Origin of the sequence: Flavobacterium supellecticarium (assembly GCF_004801375.1) — a bacterium.
GTDB lineage: Bacteria > Bacteroidota > Bacteroidia > Flavobacteriales > Flavobacteriaceae > Flavobacterium > Flavobacterium supellecticarium.
In genome coordinates this window covers 147,498-165,902 of the sequence record NZ_SSNZ01000008.1, presented here as the reverse complement: position 1 = coordinate 165,902, position 18,405 = coordinate 147,498, and the positions used below count along the sequence as shown (strand labels likewise).

General features: G+C 39.9%; 13 protein-coding genes. 7 read left to right on the top strand and 6 right to left on the bottom strand.

The features are described from left to right. The 5 genes from E6C50_RS14870 to E6C50_RS14850 form a co-directional block, all read left to right on the top strand. The coding region (locus E6C50_RS14870) for an RHS repeat-associated core domain-containing protein (RefSeq protein ID WP_136404024.1) at window positions 1-2,931 on the top strand (2,931 nt) is incomplete at its 5' end. A gap of 52 nt (window positions 2,932-2,983) precedes the next feature. Next, window positions 2,984-3,703: a hypothetical protein gene (locus E6C50_RS14865; protein WP_211089554.1), complete on the top strand. Its 720-nt coding sequence runs from the start codon at window positions 2,984-2,986 to the stop codon at window positions 3,701-3,703. Between the two features lie 111 nt (window positions 3,704-3,814). Beyond that, window positions 3,815-5,059 carry an RHS repeat domain-containing protein gene (locus tag E6C50_RS14860; RefSeq protein ID WP_230979017.1) on the top strand — a complete coding sequence of 415 codons (1,245 nt, stop codon included), beginning with the start codon at window positions 3,815-3,817 and terminating at the stop codon, window positions 5,057-5,059. Window positions 5,060-5,077: 18 nt separating this feature from the next. Further along, window positions 5,078-5,551: a hypothetical protein gene (locus tag E6C50_RS14855; RefSeq protein ID WP_136404022.1), complete on the top strand. Its 474-nt coding sequence runs from the start codon at window positions 5,078-5,080 to the stop codon at window positions 5,549-5,551. Between the two features lie 1,161 nt (window positions 5,552-6,712). Continuing rightward, on the top strand, window positions 6,713-7,021 hold the full coding sequence (locus tag E6C50_RS14850) for a hypothetical protein (protein WP_136404021.1): 309 nt from the start codon (window positions 6,713-6,715) through the stop codon (window positions 7,019-7,021). 87 nt (window positions 7,022-7,108) lie between these two features. On the opposite strand, the gene trxA is transcribed toward E6C50_RS14850, so the two are convergent. The 6 genes from trxA to E6C50_RS14820 all read right to left on the bottom strand — a co-directional run bounded on the left by trxA (window position 7,109) and on the right by E6C50_RS14820 (window position 17,054). Further along, window positions 7,109-7,426 carry a thioredoxin gene (gene trxA, locus E6C50_RS14845; RefSeq protein ID WP_136404020.1) on the bottom strand — a complete coding sequence of 106 codons (318 nt, stop codon included), beginning with the start codon at window positions 7,424-7,426 and terminating at the stop codon, window positions 7,109-7,111. A 158-nt stretch (window positions 7,427-7,584) separates the two neighbouring features. Then, window positions 7,585-12,087, bottom strand: a complete 4,503-nt coding sequence (gene dnaE / locus E6C50_RS14840) for a DNA polymerase III subunit alpha (protein ID WP_136404019.1) — start codon at window positions 12,085-12,087, stop codon at window positions 7,585-7,587. 103 nt (window positions 12,088-12,190) lie between these two features. After that, window positions 12,191-13,774 carry an MFS transporter gene (locus E6C50_RS14835; RefSeq protein WP_136404018.1) on the bottom strand — a complete coding sequence of 528 codons (1,584 nt, stop codon included), beginning with the start codon at window positions 13,772-13,774 and terminating at the stop codon, window positions 12,191-12,193. Window positions 13,775-13,777: 3 nt separating this feature from the next. Further along, entirely contained in the window at window positions 13,778-14,827 is a 1,050-nt protein-coding gene (locus E6C50_RS14830) for an HlyD family secretion protein (protein WP_136404017.1), read from the bottom strand. A gap of 37 nt (window positions 14,828-14,864) precedes the next feature. Further along, on the bottom strand, window positions 14,865-16,223 hold the full coding sequence (locus E6C50_RS14825) for a TolC family protein (RefSeq protein WP_136404016.1): 1,359 nt from the start codon (window positions 16,221-16,223) through the stop codon (window positions 14,865-14,867). A 147-nt stretch (window positions 16,224-16,370) separates the two neighbouring features. After that, on the bottom strand, window positions 16,371-17,054 hold the full coding sequence (locus tag E6C50_RS14820; RefSeq protein ID WP_136404015.1) for a DUF6252 family protein: 684 nt from the start codon (window positions 17,052-17,054) through the stop codon (window positions 16,371-16,373). 252 nt (window positions 17,055-17,306) lie between these two features. Here E6C50_RS14820 and E6C50_RS14815 point away from each other — a divergent pair, with 252 nt between their 5' ends. Both E6C50_RS14815 and rimM read left to right on the top strand, forming a co-directional pair. Next, window positions 17,307-17,858, top strand: a complete 552-nt coding sequence (locus tag E6C50_RS14815; RefSeq protein WP_136404014.1) for a 30S ribosomal protein S16 — start codon at window positions 17,307-17,309, stop codon at window positions 17,856-17,858. A gap of 16 nt (window positions 17,859-17,874) precedes the next feature. Next, window positions 17,875-18,405 (top strand): ribosome maturation factor RimM, encoded by a 531-nt coding sequence (gene rimM, locus E6C50_RS14810; RefSeq protein ID WP_136404013.1) that lies wholly within the window; start codon window positions 17,875-17,877, stop codon window positions 18,403-18,405.

Sequence of the window (18,405 nt, the reverse complement as noted above, 5' to 3'; positions counted from 1 at the left end):
ACCTTTCGGTATGGCTATCGTCTGGGCTATCGCTACCAGATATCCGACGATAGTAACGGTCAGGTTTTATGGACCGAACATACTCTAAACTCCAGGGATCAACTTACAAGGGGAACCTTTGGAAATGGTTTACAGTTAGGCAATCAATACGACGAATATGGTTATCTGCTTAAAGCTGACACCTTTCATCCCAATCGGAATACCTCCGCTGGACGACCTATGCTGAATCAAACCACACAATTTGATATCCAAACTGGAAATCTTACCGCGCGAAAAAACAATCTATTAAACCATTCAGCTACTTTTCAATACGACAATCAGGATCGACTCGTGCAATGGAAGAACCAAACCATAACCCTTCACAGTGACGATTTTCGCTCGGGAACCGGTGAATTCGGAACACAATTCGGAGCCATCCCAACAAATGAGAACGGCCAGCTAAAAGTAACCGCAACACAAGGCTATGCCGGTGTTAAAAAGACATTGTTAACGCAGGCTAAAGCAGGTGACCAATTAGCCCTAAAAGTTAAGGTCGACAAAGGAACTACCAACAAAGTTCGTGTATTGGTAGTGGAATACGATCCGGATAGTGGATTGGGTCATGAATCGTTTAAAGGGTATGCTCAAAATGGTGTTCTTGAATTCGAGCATACGGTTACGCAATATCCTTATATCACTTTAAATATCGATAAAGATGGTATGGGTAACGATGTCGGAACCACAACCTTTTTCTATATCGATGACTTATGGATTGGAAAACAGCTTATTGAAGAACAGCACTACGACGATCGTGGTCGTATTACCAAAAATATTTTAGGTCAGTATAACTATACCGATGTCAATAAAGTCTATCAGAACACTTCCATCGACTTGAACATAGCGGACGCTTCCTACTATCAAAACCGGGAAGGGATTTTTAATGATGGCATGGAAGAACAAAAGGGATGGTCGGATTTGGGATTCGGATGGGACATCTTCGGCAAACCGACTTACGACGATTCCAAAGTCAAATCCGGAAAATATTCGCTAAAAATTCATAATCCGACCGACTCGGATAAAACCTTACATTCCGATCACTGGATTCCGATTGATAACCCGCATGGCGCTTCCTATACGTTTTCCGGATGGGTATATAGTGACGGACCTTCTTCTCAGATTTTTCTGTTTATGAATTCCGAGACTGAAACCGGGTATTATACCCTCGTGGCCGACAAATATACCGAGGTGACCCACCAATGGGTGTATCTGGAACGAACCGTATATGTCCCGGCTCATATCAAAAAACTAAACATCCGGGTCGATAATAACGGTGGTGGAAATGTCTGGTTTGACGATATCCGAATTCGAAAAACTGAAAATCCAAAAACCGATTTGCGTCAGTTGCATGTGATGTACGACCTTTTTAAAAAACCAATCTCCATTACCGAAACCGGGGTGGAAAAAGTAGCCTTTTCCTATACATCCGATCATTTTCGAAACACCATGTATTACGGCGGATTACAAGCCCCGGAACAACAGCCTTTCCGAAAGGATTATGCCACCGACGGTTCGATGGAAATTACCACCAATCAGCAAACAGGTGTCTCTACTTTTGTATTTTTTGTAGGTGGTGATGCTTATAGTGCTCCGGTCGTTTTTAAAGACAATGGAACCACAAGCGAGTACCTTTACCTGCATCGGGATTATCAGGGAACCATAGTTGCAATCTCCGATCAAAACGGAAATTTTGTCGAAAAACGACTTTTTGATCCCTGGGGAAAACTGCTAAAAGTACAGGACAAAGATGGTCATAACCTAGACAAACTTACACTACTCGATCGTGGTTATACCGGACACGAGCATATACAGGGTGTTGGGATTATCAATATGAACGGACGGATATACGACCCAAAACTCCACCGTTTCCTTTCGCCCGATAATTATGTGCAGGATCCCTATAATACCCAAAACTATAACCGGTATGGCTATTGTTGGAACAACCCCCTAAAATATACCGATCCTGACGGAGAGTTTATACATTTGATTATAGGTGCCGTTATTGGCGGAATTGTAAACTGGGCAACACATGGAGCAAAATTCAACTTAAAAGGTCTTGGATATTTTGGAATTGGGGCAGCAGCAGGAGCATTAGGTGTAGGTGTAGGAGCAGGAATAAGTTCTGCAATGATTGGAGGTTCTTTTGGTGCCGGATTTATTGGTTCTTCAGCGGCAATGACGGCAACAACAAGTTTTGCAACCGGTGCAGCTATAGGTGGTGGAGCTGGGTTTAGTGCTGGATTTACAACAGGTTTTGGAAATGGTTTAATAGCAGGACAGAACTTTGGACAAGCATTATGGAACGGAGCTAAAGATGGGGTAATTGGAGGAGCTTCTGGTGCCTTACTTGGTGGAATTTCTAGTGGAATTTCTGCTGCTACTGATGGAAGAAATTTCTGGCATGGCGGAACAAAAACAGTAGACGTAAATTTGTCTATACCACAAGTAAATCAAACTGGACAATATGATTGTAATTATGCTTGTGCTGAGAGTGTTGACGATTATTATGGTAATGGAAGAAATCAAAATTACTTTCAAACATTAGAACCAGGAAATGGCCAAGGGCTTACTGATGTAGAAATCGGGCGTATGTATGGTAAAGCTGGATATGGGGCAAGACCAATTTCAATAAATACTTCTAACCCTGTTTCGACTGCTAGTGATATTGCTAATACAATGAGTACAAATAAGGCAGTTGTTTTAAATTATAATACCGGAATCAGTGGGGGTGTAAATTCTGCTGGACAAAGAATTGTTTTTGGTCATGCTACGGTCGTAACCAGAGTGAGAATATTTGATAATGGGCGATTTATTATTAATGTAATGAATCCCGGAGGGTCAACCACAAGGTTCACAAGTGTCAATCTTTTCCACTTAATTTTCGGAGTATATTAGTATGAAAGCAACTGTTTTAAATTTAATTTTAATAGTCTGTAGCAATTTGCTGATGGCACAACAAGATAAAATATACTTTAATTATGACAAATACGGATATAAATACGTTGCTAAAGAGCGATTTATGAATTTAAATTCAAAAGAAAAAAATAGCATTACCCCTGTTTTTTCAACAACTCTGTTATCAAATAAATACAAAGTAGAAGAATTAGATTTTATTTCAATACCCGTTTTGGGGTGGAATCAACAGTCATATAAGTGTGGGGATAATCTTGAACCATTAATAGCATTTAAGCTGAATTTCTTATTCCAGATGGTATTTGTTGTGACTAAAGAAGATAATCTAAAGGTTGGGGCATTTGAGGTTTTTGATTCCTACAATGAAGAAAACAGAAAGAAAGACAGTATAAATAATGTTCCATTTTCTTTGCATGGAAGGCCCGTAATGTCAGATAACAAAAAAATAGAAAAGGAAATCCATAAATACATTTTGGAGAATCCTAATGTTTTTGTTTTTATGATTAGAGGTTTACATGGTTATTGGGCTGTTATTGAGGGAGAGCTTGTGAAGTTGATCTTTAAAGGTTGTAAAATTACAGGAGAGCAAAGTAGCAAATTTGTTTGTAAACAGTATGGACAAGAATTTATTAATGATGCTATTACCGATAGCTTTAGGACAGGTTATAGATACTTAAGTTGTCCAGATTGTAAAATAAATGAGTCAATAAAAATCGACATTAAGAATTGTCTCGTCCTGAAAAAAGTTGACTAAATAAATGTCCGCATTAGACAAATAGTGACTAAACAAAGACATTAAATCTTATATAAAGACATATCGAAAGTAAAAACTTTAATTTTAAACGACCATTAGATAAAAGCTATTTTGAGTCTGTTTCGGTATTATCAAGGAGGTAACGTCGTACTATCCAATCTGGATGGGTATTTTATCGAAAAACGACTTTTTGATCCTTGGGGAAAACTACTAAAAGTACAGGACGAAAAAGGGCATCAACTGGCCGGGCTAACCTTGTTGGATCGCGGGTATACCGGGCATGAACACCTGCAAAGTATCGGGATTATCAATATGAACGGACGCATATATGATCCGAAATTACGCCGATTCCTGTCACCCGATAATTATGTGCAGGATCCCTATAATACCCAAAACTATAACCGGTATGGCTATTGTTGGAACAACCCCCTAAAATATACTGATCCTGACGGAGAGTTTATTTTTACTGCACTTGCCTGTATTATTCCAGGTGGACAGGTATTCTTACCGTGGGCAATTGGTGCCGATATTGGTATGTGGAGCGGCGGAAGTATTGCCAACGGAACAACAAACCCTTTTAAATGGGATTACAGTTCTGGAAAAACCTGGGCTTATATGACTGCCGGGGCAGTTGTTGGCAGTATATCTGGAGGTACCGGATCGATAGTCGCAAGCTCTGGTATGCCTATGGCTAACACTGCCGCCATAGCGAGTGCCTCGTTTATTAATTCATTAGGAACGTCTATTTATACCGGTTGTCAAACGCCTGTTTCTGTAAGCCTTGGAGTTGCTTCTTATGATTTTACCAATGGTAGCTGGGGATATTTGGGTAAAAAAGGGAATAAATGGTATGAAAATGTTGGATATGGATTGGGAGCGATTGCAAATTTTAATGATGCTATGGTAGGTTTCAGTTCAAAAGATATTGGAAGTCTCGAATTAACAACGGAGCATTCTGATACTATTGGCCATTCTGCTTTGGTTGAACCTGGTACTGTTAATAATAATTCTTCTATTGTCTCCTTTGGCCCTCCTGATCAAGATTTTTCATTAAATCCATTTAAAAGTGTTAGAGGTAGTAATAATTGGATGAATCATACAAGCGATGGATCACCACTATGGAGATCGACAATATCAGGGGTAAACAAAAGTAAAATACATTCTTATGGCATGGAATTATCTAAAAATCCTCCAAAATATAACGTGTATTTTAGTAGTTGTGTTACCCATACTAGCAGAGTCCTAAATATGTCTGGTTTTCTTAATATCGGGATTCATCCATACATTTTACACGCTCAAGTATATTTAAGAGGAATCGGTTTTAGAACTTACCTAAGTCATTATTTAACAAGATAATTTAAAACTAAAATTATTATGAGTACGACTATTTTTTACACTATTCTTTTAACTTGTTTTCTAGTTTCAAAAAATGACATTTACGAAGGAAAGGTTTTTCCAGGGTTTGTTGTTTATATTTCAAATATTGATGATCCCGTTATTGTTGGCGAAATTGGAGGAACATCAATTAAAATGGGAGGAGATTATATTATCCTTTTTAGAAAGATTGAAAAAATAGATAATATAAATACATTGGCTTCAAGTCAAAACAAGAAGTGTTATTTGTATAAAGATAGTTCTTGTTATTATTTTCAATATGAAGGAATTAAAGGAAAGAGAAAATTCAAATTAAAAAATGTAAAGAAATCATCTAAAATAAAAAAAATCAGATACGGTATTTTTCAGATGTATTATTACAATAAATATAATGGAGATTATAATCTAAAGGAACCTAATCAGGACTTTAAAAATTTTCTAAACTCACCTTATGAGTATCTGGTTAAAAAATAAGTCTAAATATCTTTCTTAGGATTATTTATATAAAATGAGGGTAAGTAAGATTCATATAGTAAATTGTGTATAGATATGATTCAAAATAAAGGAAATAAGAATTTTAGGCGAATGGGCTAAGAGACCATATATGTTTACTCACACTTATATAAATAATCATTAAAATTAATTACTTATTATTAATCTATTTATTTTTTTATGGTACAGATAAGCCAATAGAAGAAGAAATAATAATTGAAAAAATTGTTATCTATAAAAACTTTTACAAAGCAGGAACCACTTCTTTACTGAAAAACATTTTTATTTCTCCATTGGACTATGAAATTGACACTTCGTTTACCTATGTAAAAACTGAAGATGTAAATATTTTTGAGTTTCTATTGAATAATACCGCTATAAAAAAACATAAACAAATAAAAATTAATGTTGATATGGTACTAATTGTAACTATACAAGGTAAAGAACATTTTTTTGTTATTACAAAATCAAACAATATGATTATAGATTTGACTGCAAATTTAAATTATAAATTGAATTCTGATATGCTGAGGAATAAAGTATACGAATTCATTCATAAATATAGCTAATTAAAATTATTAGAAAGTTTTCTGCTATTTAAAAGAGACCATTATAGCCCCTAATGCCGTTGCAATCATGACTGCTCATTTACTAATTGTATTAGAATAGACAAAATGTCATAAGATCAAACGAACGATTTTAGTCTTGAAATAGTTCTAAGAACAAACCAAAGTATCTGGTATAAAGGGAATTCTTTTATAGAAAATTTAGGCTATGGATTATAATAGCTTTAGTTCTGTTTCTGGAGCCGCACTAACCATCGGTAATTTCTGGCAAGGTACTGTAAGAACAGTACAAACCCCGGTCAATTATAAAACGTACAAATAGCATTAAACTAAAGACAAATGATTACTGAATAAATAGACATAGAGTACAGTTACTACCTTTATCAGAACAAGTATTATACGCTCCCAACTTTAGAATAGTCAAATTATGAAAAAAGCAATGGTAATTTTAGCATTACTTATCAGCAGTTTGGTCTTTTCACAAGAGTTATCTTTGAAAAGAAATGAGATATTTATGTAGGAAAAAAAACTTAAAAACAGAGAAGTACTAGAGTTACTTCAGTTCAATACTGTGGCATTGGAATTGTATCAAGAAGTACGTAACAAGACTATAATTGGAGGAATTTTATTGGGTTTAGGTATCGGATTGACCGCTAGCGATGTGATGTATGGCGCCTCTGCAGATGTCCAATATCCTACACCTCTTACCTATGTGGGGTTGGCTGCTACTGTATTATCAATTACTGTCTTTTGTGGAAAATCAAAAAAATTGAATAAAAGTATTGAACACTATAACAAAAATCTAAAAACAGTAGGCAATACCGGTTCCTATGATATACAGCTTACAGCTAATTCCAACGGAATTGGGTTTAAACTCTCGTTTTAATGAAACTTATATTTAACACCTGACAGGTGGTGTTAAATATAAAAGCCCCGCCATGGCGGGGCTTTTTATATCGAATAATCGGAAGGATTATAACAATGCGTCGATTGCATCACTATAGGTTTGCTTTGGAGCAACTCCTACCTGACGTCCCACTACTTCACCATTTTGGAATACCAAAACGGTAGGAATGTTACGTACGCCATATTTCGCCGCAAACTCTTGGTTAGCATCTACATCAACTTTCCCGATAACGGCTTTTCCTGCATATTCTTCACTCAATTGATCAATGATCGGAGCTACCATTCTACAAGGACCACACCATGCCGCCCAAAAGTCAACCAAAACCGGTTTATCTGATTTCAATACTAATTCTTCAAAAGTAGCATCTGTTATTGCTTGTGCCATTTTATTTTCTTTTAGGATTTGTAGCTACAAAAGTAGCTTTTTATTTTCATTTTTTTAGTGCCTTAAAATCAGTTTTCATTATGCCCGAATTGTTAAAATCGATTTCACATTTTTTTAAGGAAATCCCAATCGGATATTCGAAAACGAAACGCCTACCTTTAATTCAGTCTGAAATTGAGTTGCATCTTTTCCAATTCCTGTAGCAATTCGCCCGAAATATTCACTTTTAACTTCCTACTCGGCATGCTCAATTTCGTCACCACCCGAATTTCTTCTTTTTCTTCCGGGATATCGATTTCGGTATCTTCCAATACCTCATCGGTAACAACATCGTCTTCTACTACCGCTGGTATTTCTACAACCCGTTTGACTTTCTCAAGTTCCATCACTTCAAAAGTCACACTGTGATCGCCACGGTTCATCTGGAAAATCTCCTGCAATTCGGCAATCAGGTTTTGCTGCAACTCCGCTATATTCATTTGGATGATCAGTTTCTTAGCAAAAGATGCTAACACATCCTGCAATGGTTTGACATCTAAAAACTGAATCCGCGGTTCCGTGCGTTTCCCTTCTTTATTTACCCAGCCTTCCTTGATATTCACTTTAAAATACATAAAGTAATTGGCTACCAGAAAATGACGGTATTTTAGATAATCTTCCCGAAACATCGAAAAACGGTAACTTTCATCATAGCCCTCAAGGTTAAAACTGGCAAATCCCATTCCGTTTTTAGCCACACGGTGCTCTACTCCGGTTACAATTCCACCAAAACTCAGGTTTTTCCCAACATGCTGCTCCATGTTTTTTAAGGTGTCCAGACTCGCATTACAGAAATATTTCATTTCAAATTTATAATCGTCCAACGGATGGCCCGAAATATAAATCCCTACTACTTCTTTTTCCTTCGCCAGCTTTTCCATCGTACTCCATTCTTCACATGGCGGTACTACCGGTTCCGGAATCTGCACATCACTGGCTTCTCCAAAAAGACTTACCTGTGAGGAATTTTCATTTTCCTGAAATTTTGCGCCATAGCGAATTGCTTTTTCCAAAAACGTCAGGTTATCGCCATCCGTATGAAAATACTGCGCCCGGTGTGTCGCAGCAAAACAGTCGAATCCTCCGGCCAGTGCCAGGTTTTCAAAGGCTTTTTTATTGGCCGCCCGTAAATCGATTCGCTTTGCCAGGTCGAATATCGATCGGTATTTACCGTCTTTTCGACAATCAACAATCGTATTTACAGCACCTCCTCCTACACCTTTGATCGCTCCCATTCCGAAACGAACGGCATAGTCTTCGTTTACCGTAAATTTATAAAACGATTCGTTTACATCAGGCCCCAATACCTGTAAGCCCATTCGCTTACATTCTTCCATAAAGAAGGATACCTGTTTGATATCGTTCATGTTATTCGACAGTACCGCTGCCATATATTCGGCCGGGTAATGCGCTTTTAAATAGGCGGTCTGATACGCAATCCACGCATAACAGGTCGAGTGGGATTTGTTAAAGGCGTAACTCGCAAAGGCTTCCCAGTCTTTCCATATCTTATCCAGTTTTACCGCGTCGTGCCCGTTGGCTACCGCCTGATCGATAAACTTGGATTTCATTTTGTCCAGTACCTCTTTTTGTTTTTTACCCATCGCCTTACGCAATACGTCGGCATCACCTTTGGAGAAGTTCGCCAGTTTTTGCGACAGTAGCATCACCTGCTCCTGATATACCGTAATACCATAGGTTTCCCCTAAGTATTCTTCGCAGGCATCCAAATCGTATTCGATCGGTTCGTCTCCGTTTTTACGGCGGATAAACGACGGAATATATTCCAACGGTCCGGGACGATACAAGGCGTTCATCGCAATAAGGTCGGCAAAAACGGTTGGTTTTAGCTCCTTCATGTATTTCTGCATCCCGGGTGACTCATATTGGAAGATCCCTACGGTTTCACCACGCTGGAACAGTTCGTATGTTTTTACATCATCGATCGGGAAATTCTCCGGATCCAGTTCGGTTCCGGTTCGGTATTTCACCAATTTTACGGTGTCTTTTATCAATGTAAGGGTCTTCAGACCCAGGAAGTCCATTTTTAACAATCCGGCACTTTCGGCTACGGAGTTGTCAAACTGGGTCACATATAAATCGGAATCTTTTGCCGTGGTAACCGGTACGAAATTCGTGATATCGTCCGGAGTGATAATTACCCCACAGGCGTGAATCCCGGTATTTCGCAACGATCCTTCCAGTGTTTTGGCCTGCTGAATGGTTTCGCCCGCCAGATCCGGTTCTTTCGCAATTGCGATCAGCTCTTTAACGCGGTCAAATTCGTCCGACGATTTCAGGGCTTTTTTAACCTGATCTTCTTCTTCCGCCAGAAAACGCGCCAGATTCCATTTGGATGGCATCATTCCCGGAATCAGTTTCGCAATACGATCGGCTTCAAATAATGGCAAGTCCAATACCCGCGCCGTATCCCGAATCGCCGATTTGGTTGCCATTTTACCATAGGTAATGATCTGAGCCACCTGGTTCGATCCGTATTTATTGATTACGTATTCCATAACACGACCACGACCCTCGTCGTCGAAGTCGATATCGATATCGGGCATGGATACACGGTCGGGATTCAGGAAACGCTCAAAAAGGAGGTCGTATTTAATCGGGTCAATATTGGTAATTCCAAGACAATACGCTACCGCCGATCCCGCTGCCGATCCACGACCGGGTCCTACAGATACATCGAGGTTCCGGGCTTCGGCAATAAAATCCTGTACGATCAAAAAGTAACCCGGATAACCTGTTTTTTCAATCGTCAATAATTCGAAATCCAGTCGTTCGCGGATGTCATCGGTTATTTCTTTATAGCGTTTTGCCGCTCCGACATAGGTCAGGTGACGTAAAAATTTGTTTTCACCTCGTTTCCCTCCATCTTCTTCGTCTTCGGCCACCTGGAATTCTTCCGGGATATCGAATTTCGGAAGTAGTACATCACGGTAAAGGGAATAGGTTTCAATCTTATCGACAATCTCCTGAATCGAAAGAATCGCTTCCGGCAGATCGGCGAAAAGCTTTTTCATTTCGTCTCCCGATTTGAAATAGTATTCCTGATTGGGTAAACCGTAGCGATAACCACGTCCTCTACCAATTGGCGTTGCCTGTTTTTCTCCGTCCTTTACACAAAGTAAAATATCGTGTGCATTGGCATCTTCTTTGGCCGCATAGTAGGTATTATTGGTCGCTACAAGCTTGATATTGTGTTTTTTAGAAAATGAAATCAGGGTCTGATTTACCCGGTTTTCATCTTCCTGATTGTGGCGCATCACTTCAATATAAAGATCTTCACCAAACTGCTCTTTCCACCAGATCAAAGCTTCTTCGGCCTGGTTCTCTCCAATATTTAAAATCTTACTCGGTACTTCTCCGTAAAGGTTACCGGTTAACACGATAATATCTTCTTTGTATTGTTCGACTACCGTTTTGTCGATCCTCGGGACATAATAAAATCCGCTGGTATAGGCTATCGATGACATTTTGGCCAGATTGTGGTAGCCTTTTTTGTTTTTAGCCAGAAAAACCACCTGATAACCGTTGTCTTTTTTGGTTTTGTCTTTATGATTTTCGCAAATGTAGAATTCGCAACCTACAATCGGTTTTACTTCCGTTTCGGTTGGTTCTTCCCCTTTTTCCTCGGCTTCTTTATTTTTGGCCGCCGCTGCTTTGTTGTGGTTTAACACCGCACTTACAAACTGAAAAGCTCCCATCATGTTACCGGTATCGGTCATCGCGACAGCCGGCATTTTAAATTTCACGGCTTCTTTTACCAGGTCGTTAATTCCGATCGTTGATTGTAATACGGAAAATTGGGTATGGTTGTGCAAATGAGCAAACGCCGCATCTTTAAGTTCTTTTTTGTCTTCTTCCGAAACGGTTTGACGGTTTTCTCCTTCTTGCTGTTGCAAACGCTTCCGGATTTCGTCGGATGCCGCTTTCAGGTTGATATGCTTTAAACCGATCAGTTTGATTTCACCCGGATTGTTCTGGCGGAAGTTAAAGAAGTATTCCGGATCCACATCCAGTTCTTCTTTGGTAAATACTTCCCGTTTGATCAGTTCAAGGAAACAGCGAGTCGTTGCCTCAACGTCGGCAGTCGCATTGTGCGCTTCGGCAAATGGTACTCCAAATAAATACTGGTGCAACTCCGTTAGTGTAGGTAGTTTGTATCTTCCACCTCTACCTCCGGGCAATTTTAGCAATTCGGCGGTCACTTCGGTACAGGTATCGAGAATCGGCATTTTTGCCATATCACTTCCCACGTTCATCCGATGGAATTCACATCCCATAATATTGACGTCGAAACCAATATTCTGACCTACAATATATTTGGCTTTTGACAGCGCAATATTAAATTTTTCGAGCACTTCCATTAGTGCCACACCCTGTTCCATGGCCAACTCGGTCGAGATACCGTGGATACGTTCGGCGTCGTACGGGATATTAAACCCTTCGGGCTTTACCAGATAGTCCTGGTGTTCGACCAGGTTCCCCATTTCATCGTGCAGCTGCCAGGCAATCTGGATACAACGCGGCCAGTTGTCGGTATCGGTAATGGGTGCCGACCAGCTTCGCGGTAAACCAGTTGTTTCGGTATCAAATATCAAGTACATAGCTAAAAATCAGTATTTTAAAATCTGTCGTATTTTAAAAAAAAGTAATTTTCAAATGTACTGCTTTTTAGAGAAAGAATATAGCAGAATTTGTTAACAGCCATTAACTACCCCATACGCGGTTTTTAAACAGATCGAAGGTTTGTTTTAGATGACTATTGAGTAATAATAGGACTACTAAAAACAAAAGTCCGTATCCGATTACGGTAAAAATTTCCATATCAGACAATAATACCGATTGTTTGGAGACGGCCTGAATCAACTGTTGCACTGCTAATTTATAGGCTTCGTCAGCTGTAAATCCTTTCGCTAGAAAACTTTGGGTCAGTTTTGCCAATCGCTCACTGGTTACGGGACTTTCGGACAATACAAACTGGCGGAGTTTTGTAAAATGCGATCGCTGCAAAAACACCTGAGCATTTTGCAGAATACAAAAACCGATTGTACTTCCCCAAAAACGACCACTTACACCAACCGTACCGGAAAAAGGCGCATAATGTGTTGGAACCGACGATACCGTAAACAACACCAACGGTACAAATAAAACACCAACTGCTACACCTTGTAACATATACGGAATAAGAATATCCGATAGCGCCACATCGGGCACAAATAAAAAGGTAAACCAAAAATGATAGATCGCAAAAATCAGAAAACCAAGACTAAAAATAAGCCGTGTCGCTATGCCTTTTGCCAGAAAGATACCCGCCAAAACCATTCCGATTACATTTCCGATCACATTAAGGTATTGCACCTGTGCCACGCGCGAGGGTTCCCAATTCCAAACGGTAAACATCGCACTATGACACATATTTAGTGTCGCCCGGGCAATATAAAAAATCACAAAAAGAAAAAAACCGGTTCGAAGATTCGCATAGCGAAACACATTCATATCAAAACAAGGTCTTTTTACCAATTGTTGTCGGATCACAAACAATCCGCCGGCAACTAAAGTTATGAGCAACGATAGAATGATTTGCGGCGAATCAAACCAGTATCTCCGCTCTCCATAAATAAAGAAAAACGATCCGCATAGGATAGCCGTCAACACCAAGATATAACTCGCCCAATCGACCTGATACAAGGGGATTTTTTTATGAAACCGATTGTTGTTAAACGTCAGCATAACCAACGCCACACAAAGTATTTGAAATAGGGCCGAACCATAAGCCATATACGTCCAGTCGTAATTTTCGAGTAACCAAACGGCGATATTCATAATAAAAGGCGATGCCAACAACAAGGCTCCATAATTGCAGCTAAACCCTATGATCACTGCATTTTTGGATTTAAACCGGGTGATCAGCAATTGACGCAACGGAATCCACGGTAAAGCCATTAATACCCCCTCGACCATCCGTAGCATGATAAACACGGAATAATTATCGGTATAGGCCGACAAGATAAACGTGATTGCCGCCAGACTGTAAATCGTTACAAAATACTTTTTGGTCGGAAAAAATTTAAACAGTCGGCTTTCGATCAAAATCGTAGCCAGAAAGGTTCCATAGGTCACACATAATGAAAACTGCAAGTCTTCCACATCCACATCCAAAAAACTGGCCGAATAGGTCACATTCGCGGTATATACCCCCAACAATACCATCGAATGCAACATACACACAATCAGAATCAGAATGATCGCCCAATTGGGAACCCAGGGCTTAAAAACACTAGTTTGCGACATCGCCTATTGGTGTTCGGCTATTACAATTATATTCATCCCCGCCCGTAAAAACTCGGTTTGATCATCTGTTTCAGCCAGTTTGATCCGAACCGGAATCCGTTGCTCAATTTTAACAAAGTTACCCGTCGCATTGTCGGGCGGCAATAGGGAAAAACGCGCACCACTGGCCGGTGATAACGATTCCACCGTTCCGCGAAAAACACGTCCCCGCACCGCATCGGCTTTTAATTCCACTTCCTGACCGATGGTAAGGTATTGTAATTGCGTTTCTTTAAAATTCGCCGTTACCCACTTTTCCTTACTGACAATCGAGACCAACGTTTGTCCTTCTTTGACCATTTGTCCCGGTTGTATCGTTTTCCGACCCACCCAACCATCATACGGAGCTGTTATTATAGTATACGACAGGAAAAGTGAGGCATTGTCTGCCATCGCCTGATTGGATTGCACTACAGCCGCAGCCGTTGGCAGTTTCGAACGGGTTTCTGTTGTATTTAAAGCCGTTGTACGAATGATTTTCTGAATTTCGTTATAATGGGCTTCAGCCGTTTCATAGGCGGCTTTTACCTGTTCCAATTGTTGTTCGGTCGCCGCCTCTTCCTTTAATAAAGCCTTATACCGTTGGTAATCCTGTCCGGTTTTCCAGACTTCCGTACGTGCGGCTTCGAGTTGCGCTTCCTGTTCGGCGGTTTTATTCGATACGGTAGCCACGCTGTTTTCGATTACTTTTATATCCTGACGCGCATGGTTAACATCGGCCAGCGCCCGGTCAAGATGGGATTTATATTCCCGGTTGTCGATTACGATCAGCGTATCCCCTTTACGGACAAACTGATTTTCCTCGTAGCGCACTTCCTGTACAAATCCGGTTACCCGAGCCATAACCGGTGTGACGTATTGATCAACCTGCGCATCGTTGGTTTCCTCGTGGTTGTTATAGAAAATCAGGAACCAGATTCCCAGAACGATTCCGCAAAAAACGATGCAACCGGCTATTACGGTGATCAATGTATGAAAAGAACGATGTGCCCCTGGCGCCTTTTGTTTTCCCATCTTGTAAAAATTGAATTAGAATATTGAGTTGGACTAATTAGTGTAATCGGTCGGCCGTATGCAGTAGCTCGTAGTACTTCATCGCGGCTTCAATTTTGGTAGCCGTATTTTTATATCGGGCTTCCAGCAATGCATTATCGGCATCAATCATTTCGGTGATCAAAACCAGCTGGTTCAGGTATTTTAACTTGACAATCCGGTAGTTTTCGACTGCCAATGCCAATGCTTTTTCGGTTACCGGAATCCGGGCGAGACTTTCCTGATAGTGCCTGTAATCGGCAAATATTTTATCCTCGACAGCATCTTTTACAATGCCGGCTTCCATTTTTTGGCGCTCCAATTGTTGATCGGCTATACGGGATTTTGCTTTGTTTTTATGCAAAGTGGAAAGATTAAATGTGGCTTCAATCCCCACTTGCCCCAACGAATAGAGGTACGGATCCGGCGGAAAAAACATATAATTCGGATATTTAAAACTGTAATTTCCAAACAAACTAATCGTCGGATAATAATTGGACTTTACGAGTTTCTTTTCCAAATGTCCGATTTCGATTTCCTTTTGCGCCATTTTTATCTCTTCGTTATCCAAAGCCGCTTTTAAAAAGTAGTCGTAACTTTCGATATGTTTTAATCCGGAGAGCAACTGCGTCGTATCGGGTTCTATGAGTTGACCTTCCGGAAGTTGCATCATGGTTTTTAGATCGTGTAGTGCTATCGCAATGTTTTTGCGGTTGGTGAGTGCATCCAGTTCCCGATCGGATAATTGCAATTCGGCGCGTAAGACTTCGTTTTTGGTGACCGTTCCGTGTTTTTTAAACGACTGTACTTCTTTTAGACGTTCCTGTTCCTCCTGGATGCTTTCGTCAATTATTTCCTGAAGCGCCATCATTTTATAGATTCCCAAAAACGACGCTACAACCTGTAACTTTACGTCGTTGGTCGTTTTTTCGGATTTTAAAGTCATTAACTCCGACTCTTTTTCTGCTATTTTTACCGTATGGTTGATTTTATTTCCGGCATATAACGGCATTCGGAATGCTGCCGACACCTCGTAGATTTCGGGGATGGTTTTAGTGACCTGTTTTCCCTGAAGAAAGCCACTTTGAAACTCTGTCAGATTGGTAATTCTGGAATACAGGGAATGCAATTCCACTTCGGGTAAGCGGAGTTCTTTTTTGGTTTTGACCGTTTCACCGGAAACCTGTTCGTCGATATGGGCTTTTTGAATAAACCGGTTGTTTTTTTCGGCCATTTGCCAGGCATCGTGTAGCTTTAGCCTGGTAATTTGTTGGGCGTTTATCGTTACTGTACCCGAAAGCAGTAAAATGATAGTGAGTAGCTTGCCTGAAATACTCTTCTTTTTGTGGTTTAAAAAAACCAGCGTGTTGCGATGCATAAGTCCATCAATAAATATGAGGCAAAGTTGGCGTGTTTTTATCGAGTGTTAAAATCATAAAAAGCCAAATATTTATTCATTTCAGACATTTATAATTCATAAAAAAACCACCTCGAAAGGTGGTTTTGTATCTTTATATATTTCGATTTAATAAATCGGAATTCTGTAGAATACTCCTTTTTGATAGTTTACAATACTGTCGTTATCGTTTTTCGCATTAAATTTAAAGCTTCCGGTAATCGTTCCGTCCTGGATGCTTTCAATTTTGATTTCGCCATCACTTCCCTGAACATTAACTACTCGGAATTTTGCCTGATTATCACCACCTACAATAGTAACAATATCGCCCGGTACATATCCGGTACCTCTTAAGTGAATCGCTACCGTAGTCACCACTCCGGCTGTCGTTTGAATCGCAACCTGTAATCCGGTTCCGGAACCGCCCGATGTAAAAACAGAAGTACTATTGGTATATCCTGTCCCCCCGTTTTCTAAAGCAATTTTACTCGCTGGTCCGCTAAAAACTCCTGTCGTATAGATATCTTCCATTCCGTTCATCGTCGAAATGAAACTGGCTCTGTTACTTTGGTTTGTCGTCCCTAACGGATACGTTCCGTTTTGGAAAGAAGATGTTCTTAAAATCACCTGCTCATCTACCGTGATCCCTTCGATTGTAACCGATCCGTCTGCACCAATGGTAGCATGTGCATCAGCAGCTCTCCATAAACCATAGTTCTTTTCACCCTGAAGCGACGGATTATTAAATTGTACGTTCTGCTCACAGGAAGTGAATGCTGCCACAAGAACTACAAGGGAAAGTATTTTTTTCATTTTAAATTCAAATTAATATTTGGGTTCATTATATTTCTACAAAAATAGTTTTTTATAGATAATAAGCTAATAAAATCATAAAAAATCACAAAAACACCTAAGTTATCTTGTTTTCAAAACGATAGCTCCCGTTTTCTTCCCATCCGAACCTAAGGATTTTATATATTTTGTATTCGTTTGTATTTAAAAGTTTTATATATTTGCACCCTTATTTAACAGAGGTCGTGTACCTCAAAATTTAATCACAAGATTATGTCAGTAAAAATTAGATTACAAAGACATGGTAAAAAAGGGAAACCTTTTTACTGGATTGTTGCAGCTGATGCTCGCGCAAAAAGAGATGGTAAATTCCTGGAAAAAATCGGAACTTACAATCCAAACACTAACCCAGCTACTATCGACTTAAACCTTGACAGTGCTGTACAATGGTTACACAACGGTGCTCAGCCAACTGACACTGCAAGAGCTATCCTTTCTTACAAAGGTGCTTTATTAAAACACCACCTAGACGGAGGTGTTCGTAAAGGCGCTTTAACACAAGAGCAAGCTGACGCTAAATTGGCTGCCTGGTTAGACGAGAAAGCTTCTAAAGTTGATGCTAAAAAAGACGGTTTAAGCAAAGCTCAGGCTGATGCTAAAGCGAAAGCATTAAAAGCGGAGCAGGAAGTAAACGCTAAGCGTTTGGCTGCTGCTGAAGAAGCTGCTAAAGCTGCTGAGGCTGCTGCTGCTGAAGAAGCTGCTACTGAAGAAGTTGCTGAAGAGGCTCCTGCTGTTGAAGAAAACAACGAAGAAACTCAAGCTTAATTTACCCGGCGATTCTATGCGTAAAGAAGAATGCTTCTATTTAGGTAAAATCGCTAAAAAATTCAGCTTTAAAGGGGAAGTCCTTGCTTATTTAGACACGGACGAACCGGAAATGTACGAAGAATTGGAATCAGTTTTTGTTGAATTCAACAATAATCTGGTTCCTTTTTTTATTGAAAGCTGTTCGCTACACAAAAACGATTTCCTTAGAATCCGTTTTGAAGATGTAGCTAGTGAAGAGGAAGCCGACAAACTACTTGGCTGCGCCTTATACCTACCATTAAGTGCCTTACCCAAACTGGAAGGCAATAAATTTTATTTCCACGAAGTGATTGGTTTTGATGTGGAAGATACCCGTTTGGGAATTATCGGAAAAATTGTTTCGATCAACGACAGCACCGCACAACCTTTGTTCGAAATCGAACATAACGGAATCGAGATTTTAGTTCCGATGATCGACGATTTTATCGTTGCGATAGACCGAGCCAACAAAAAAGTGGTCTTAAACACTCCGGAAGGTTTGGTTGATCTCTACCTGAACAATTAA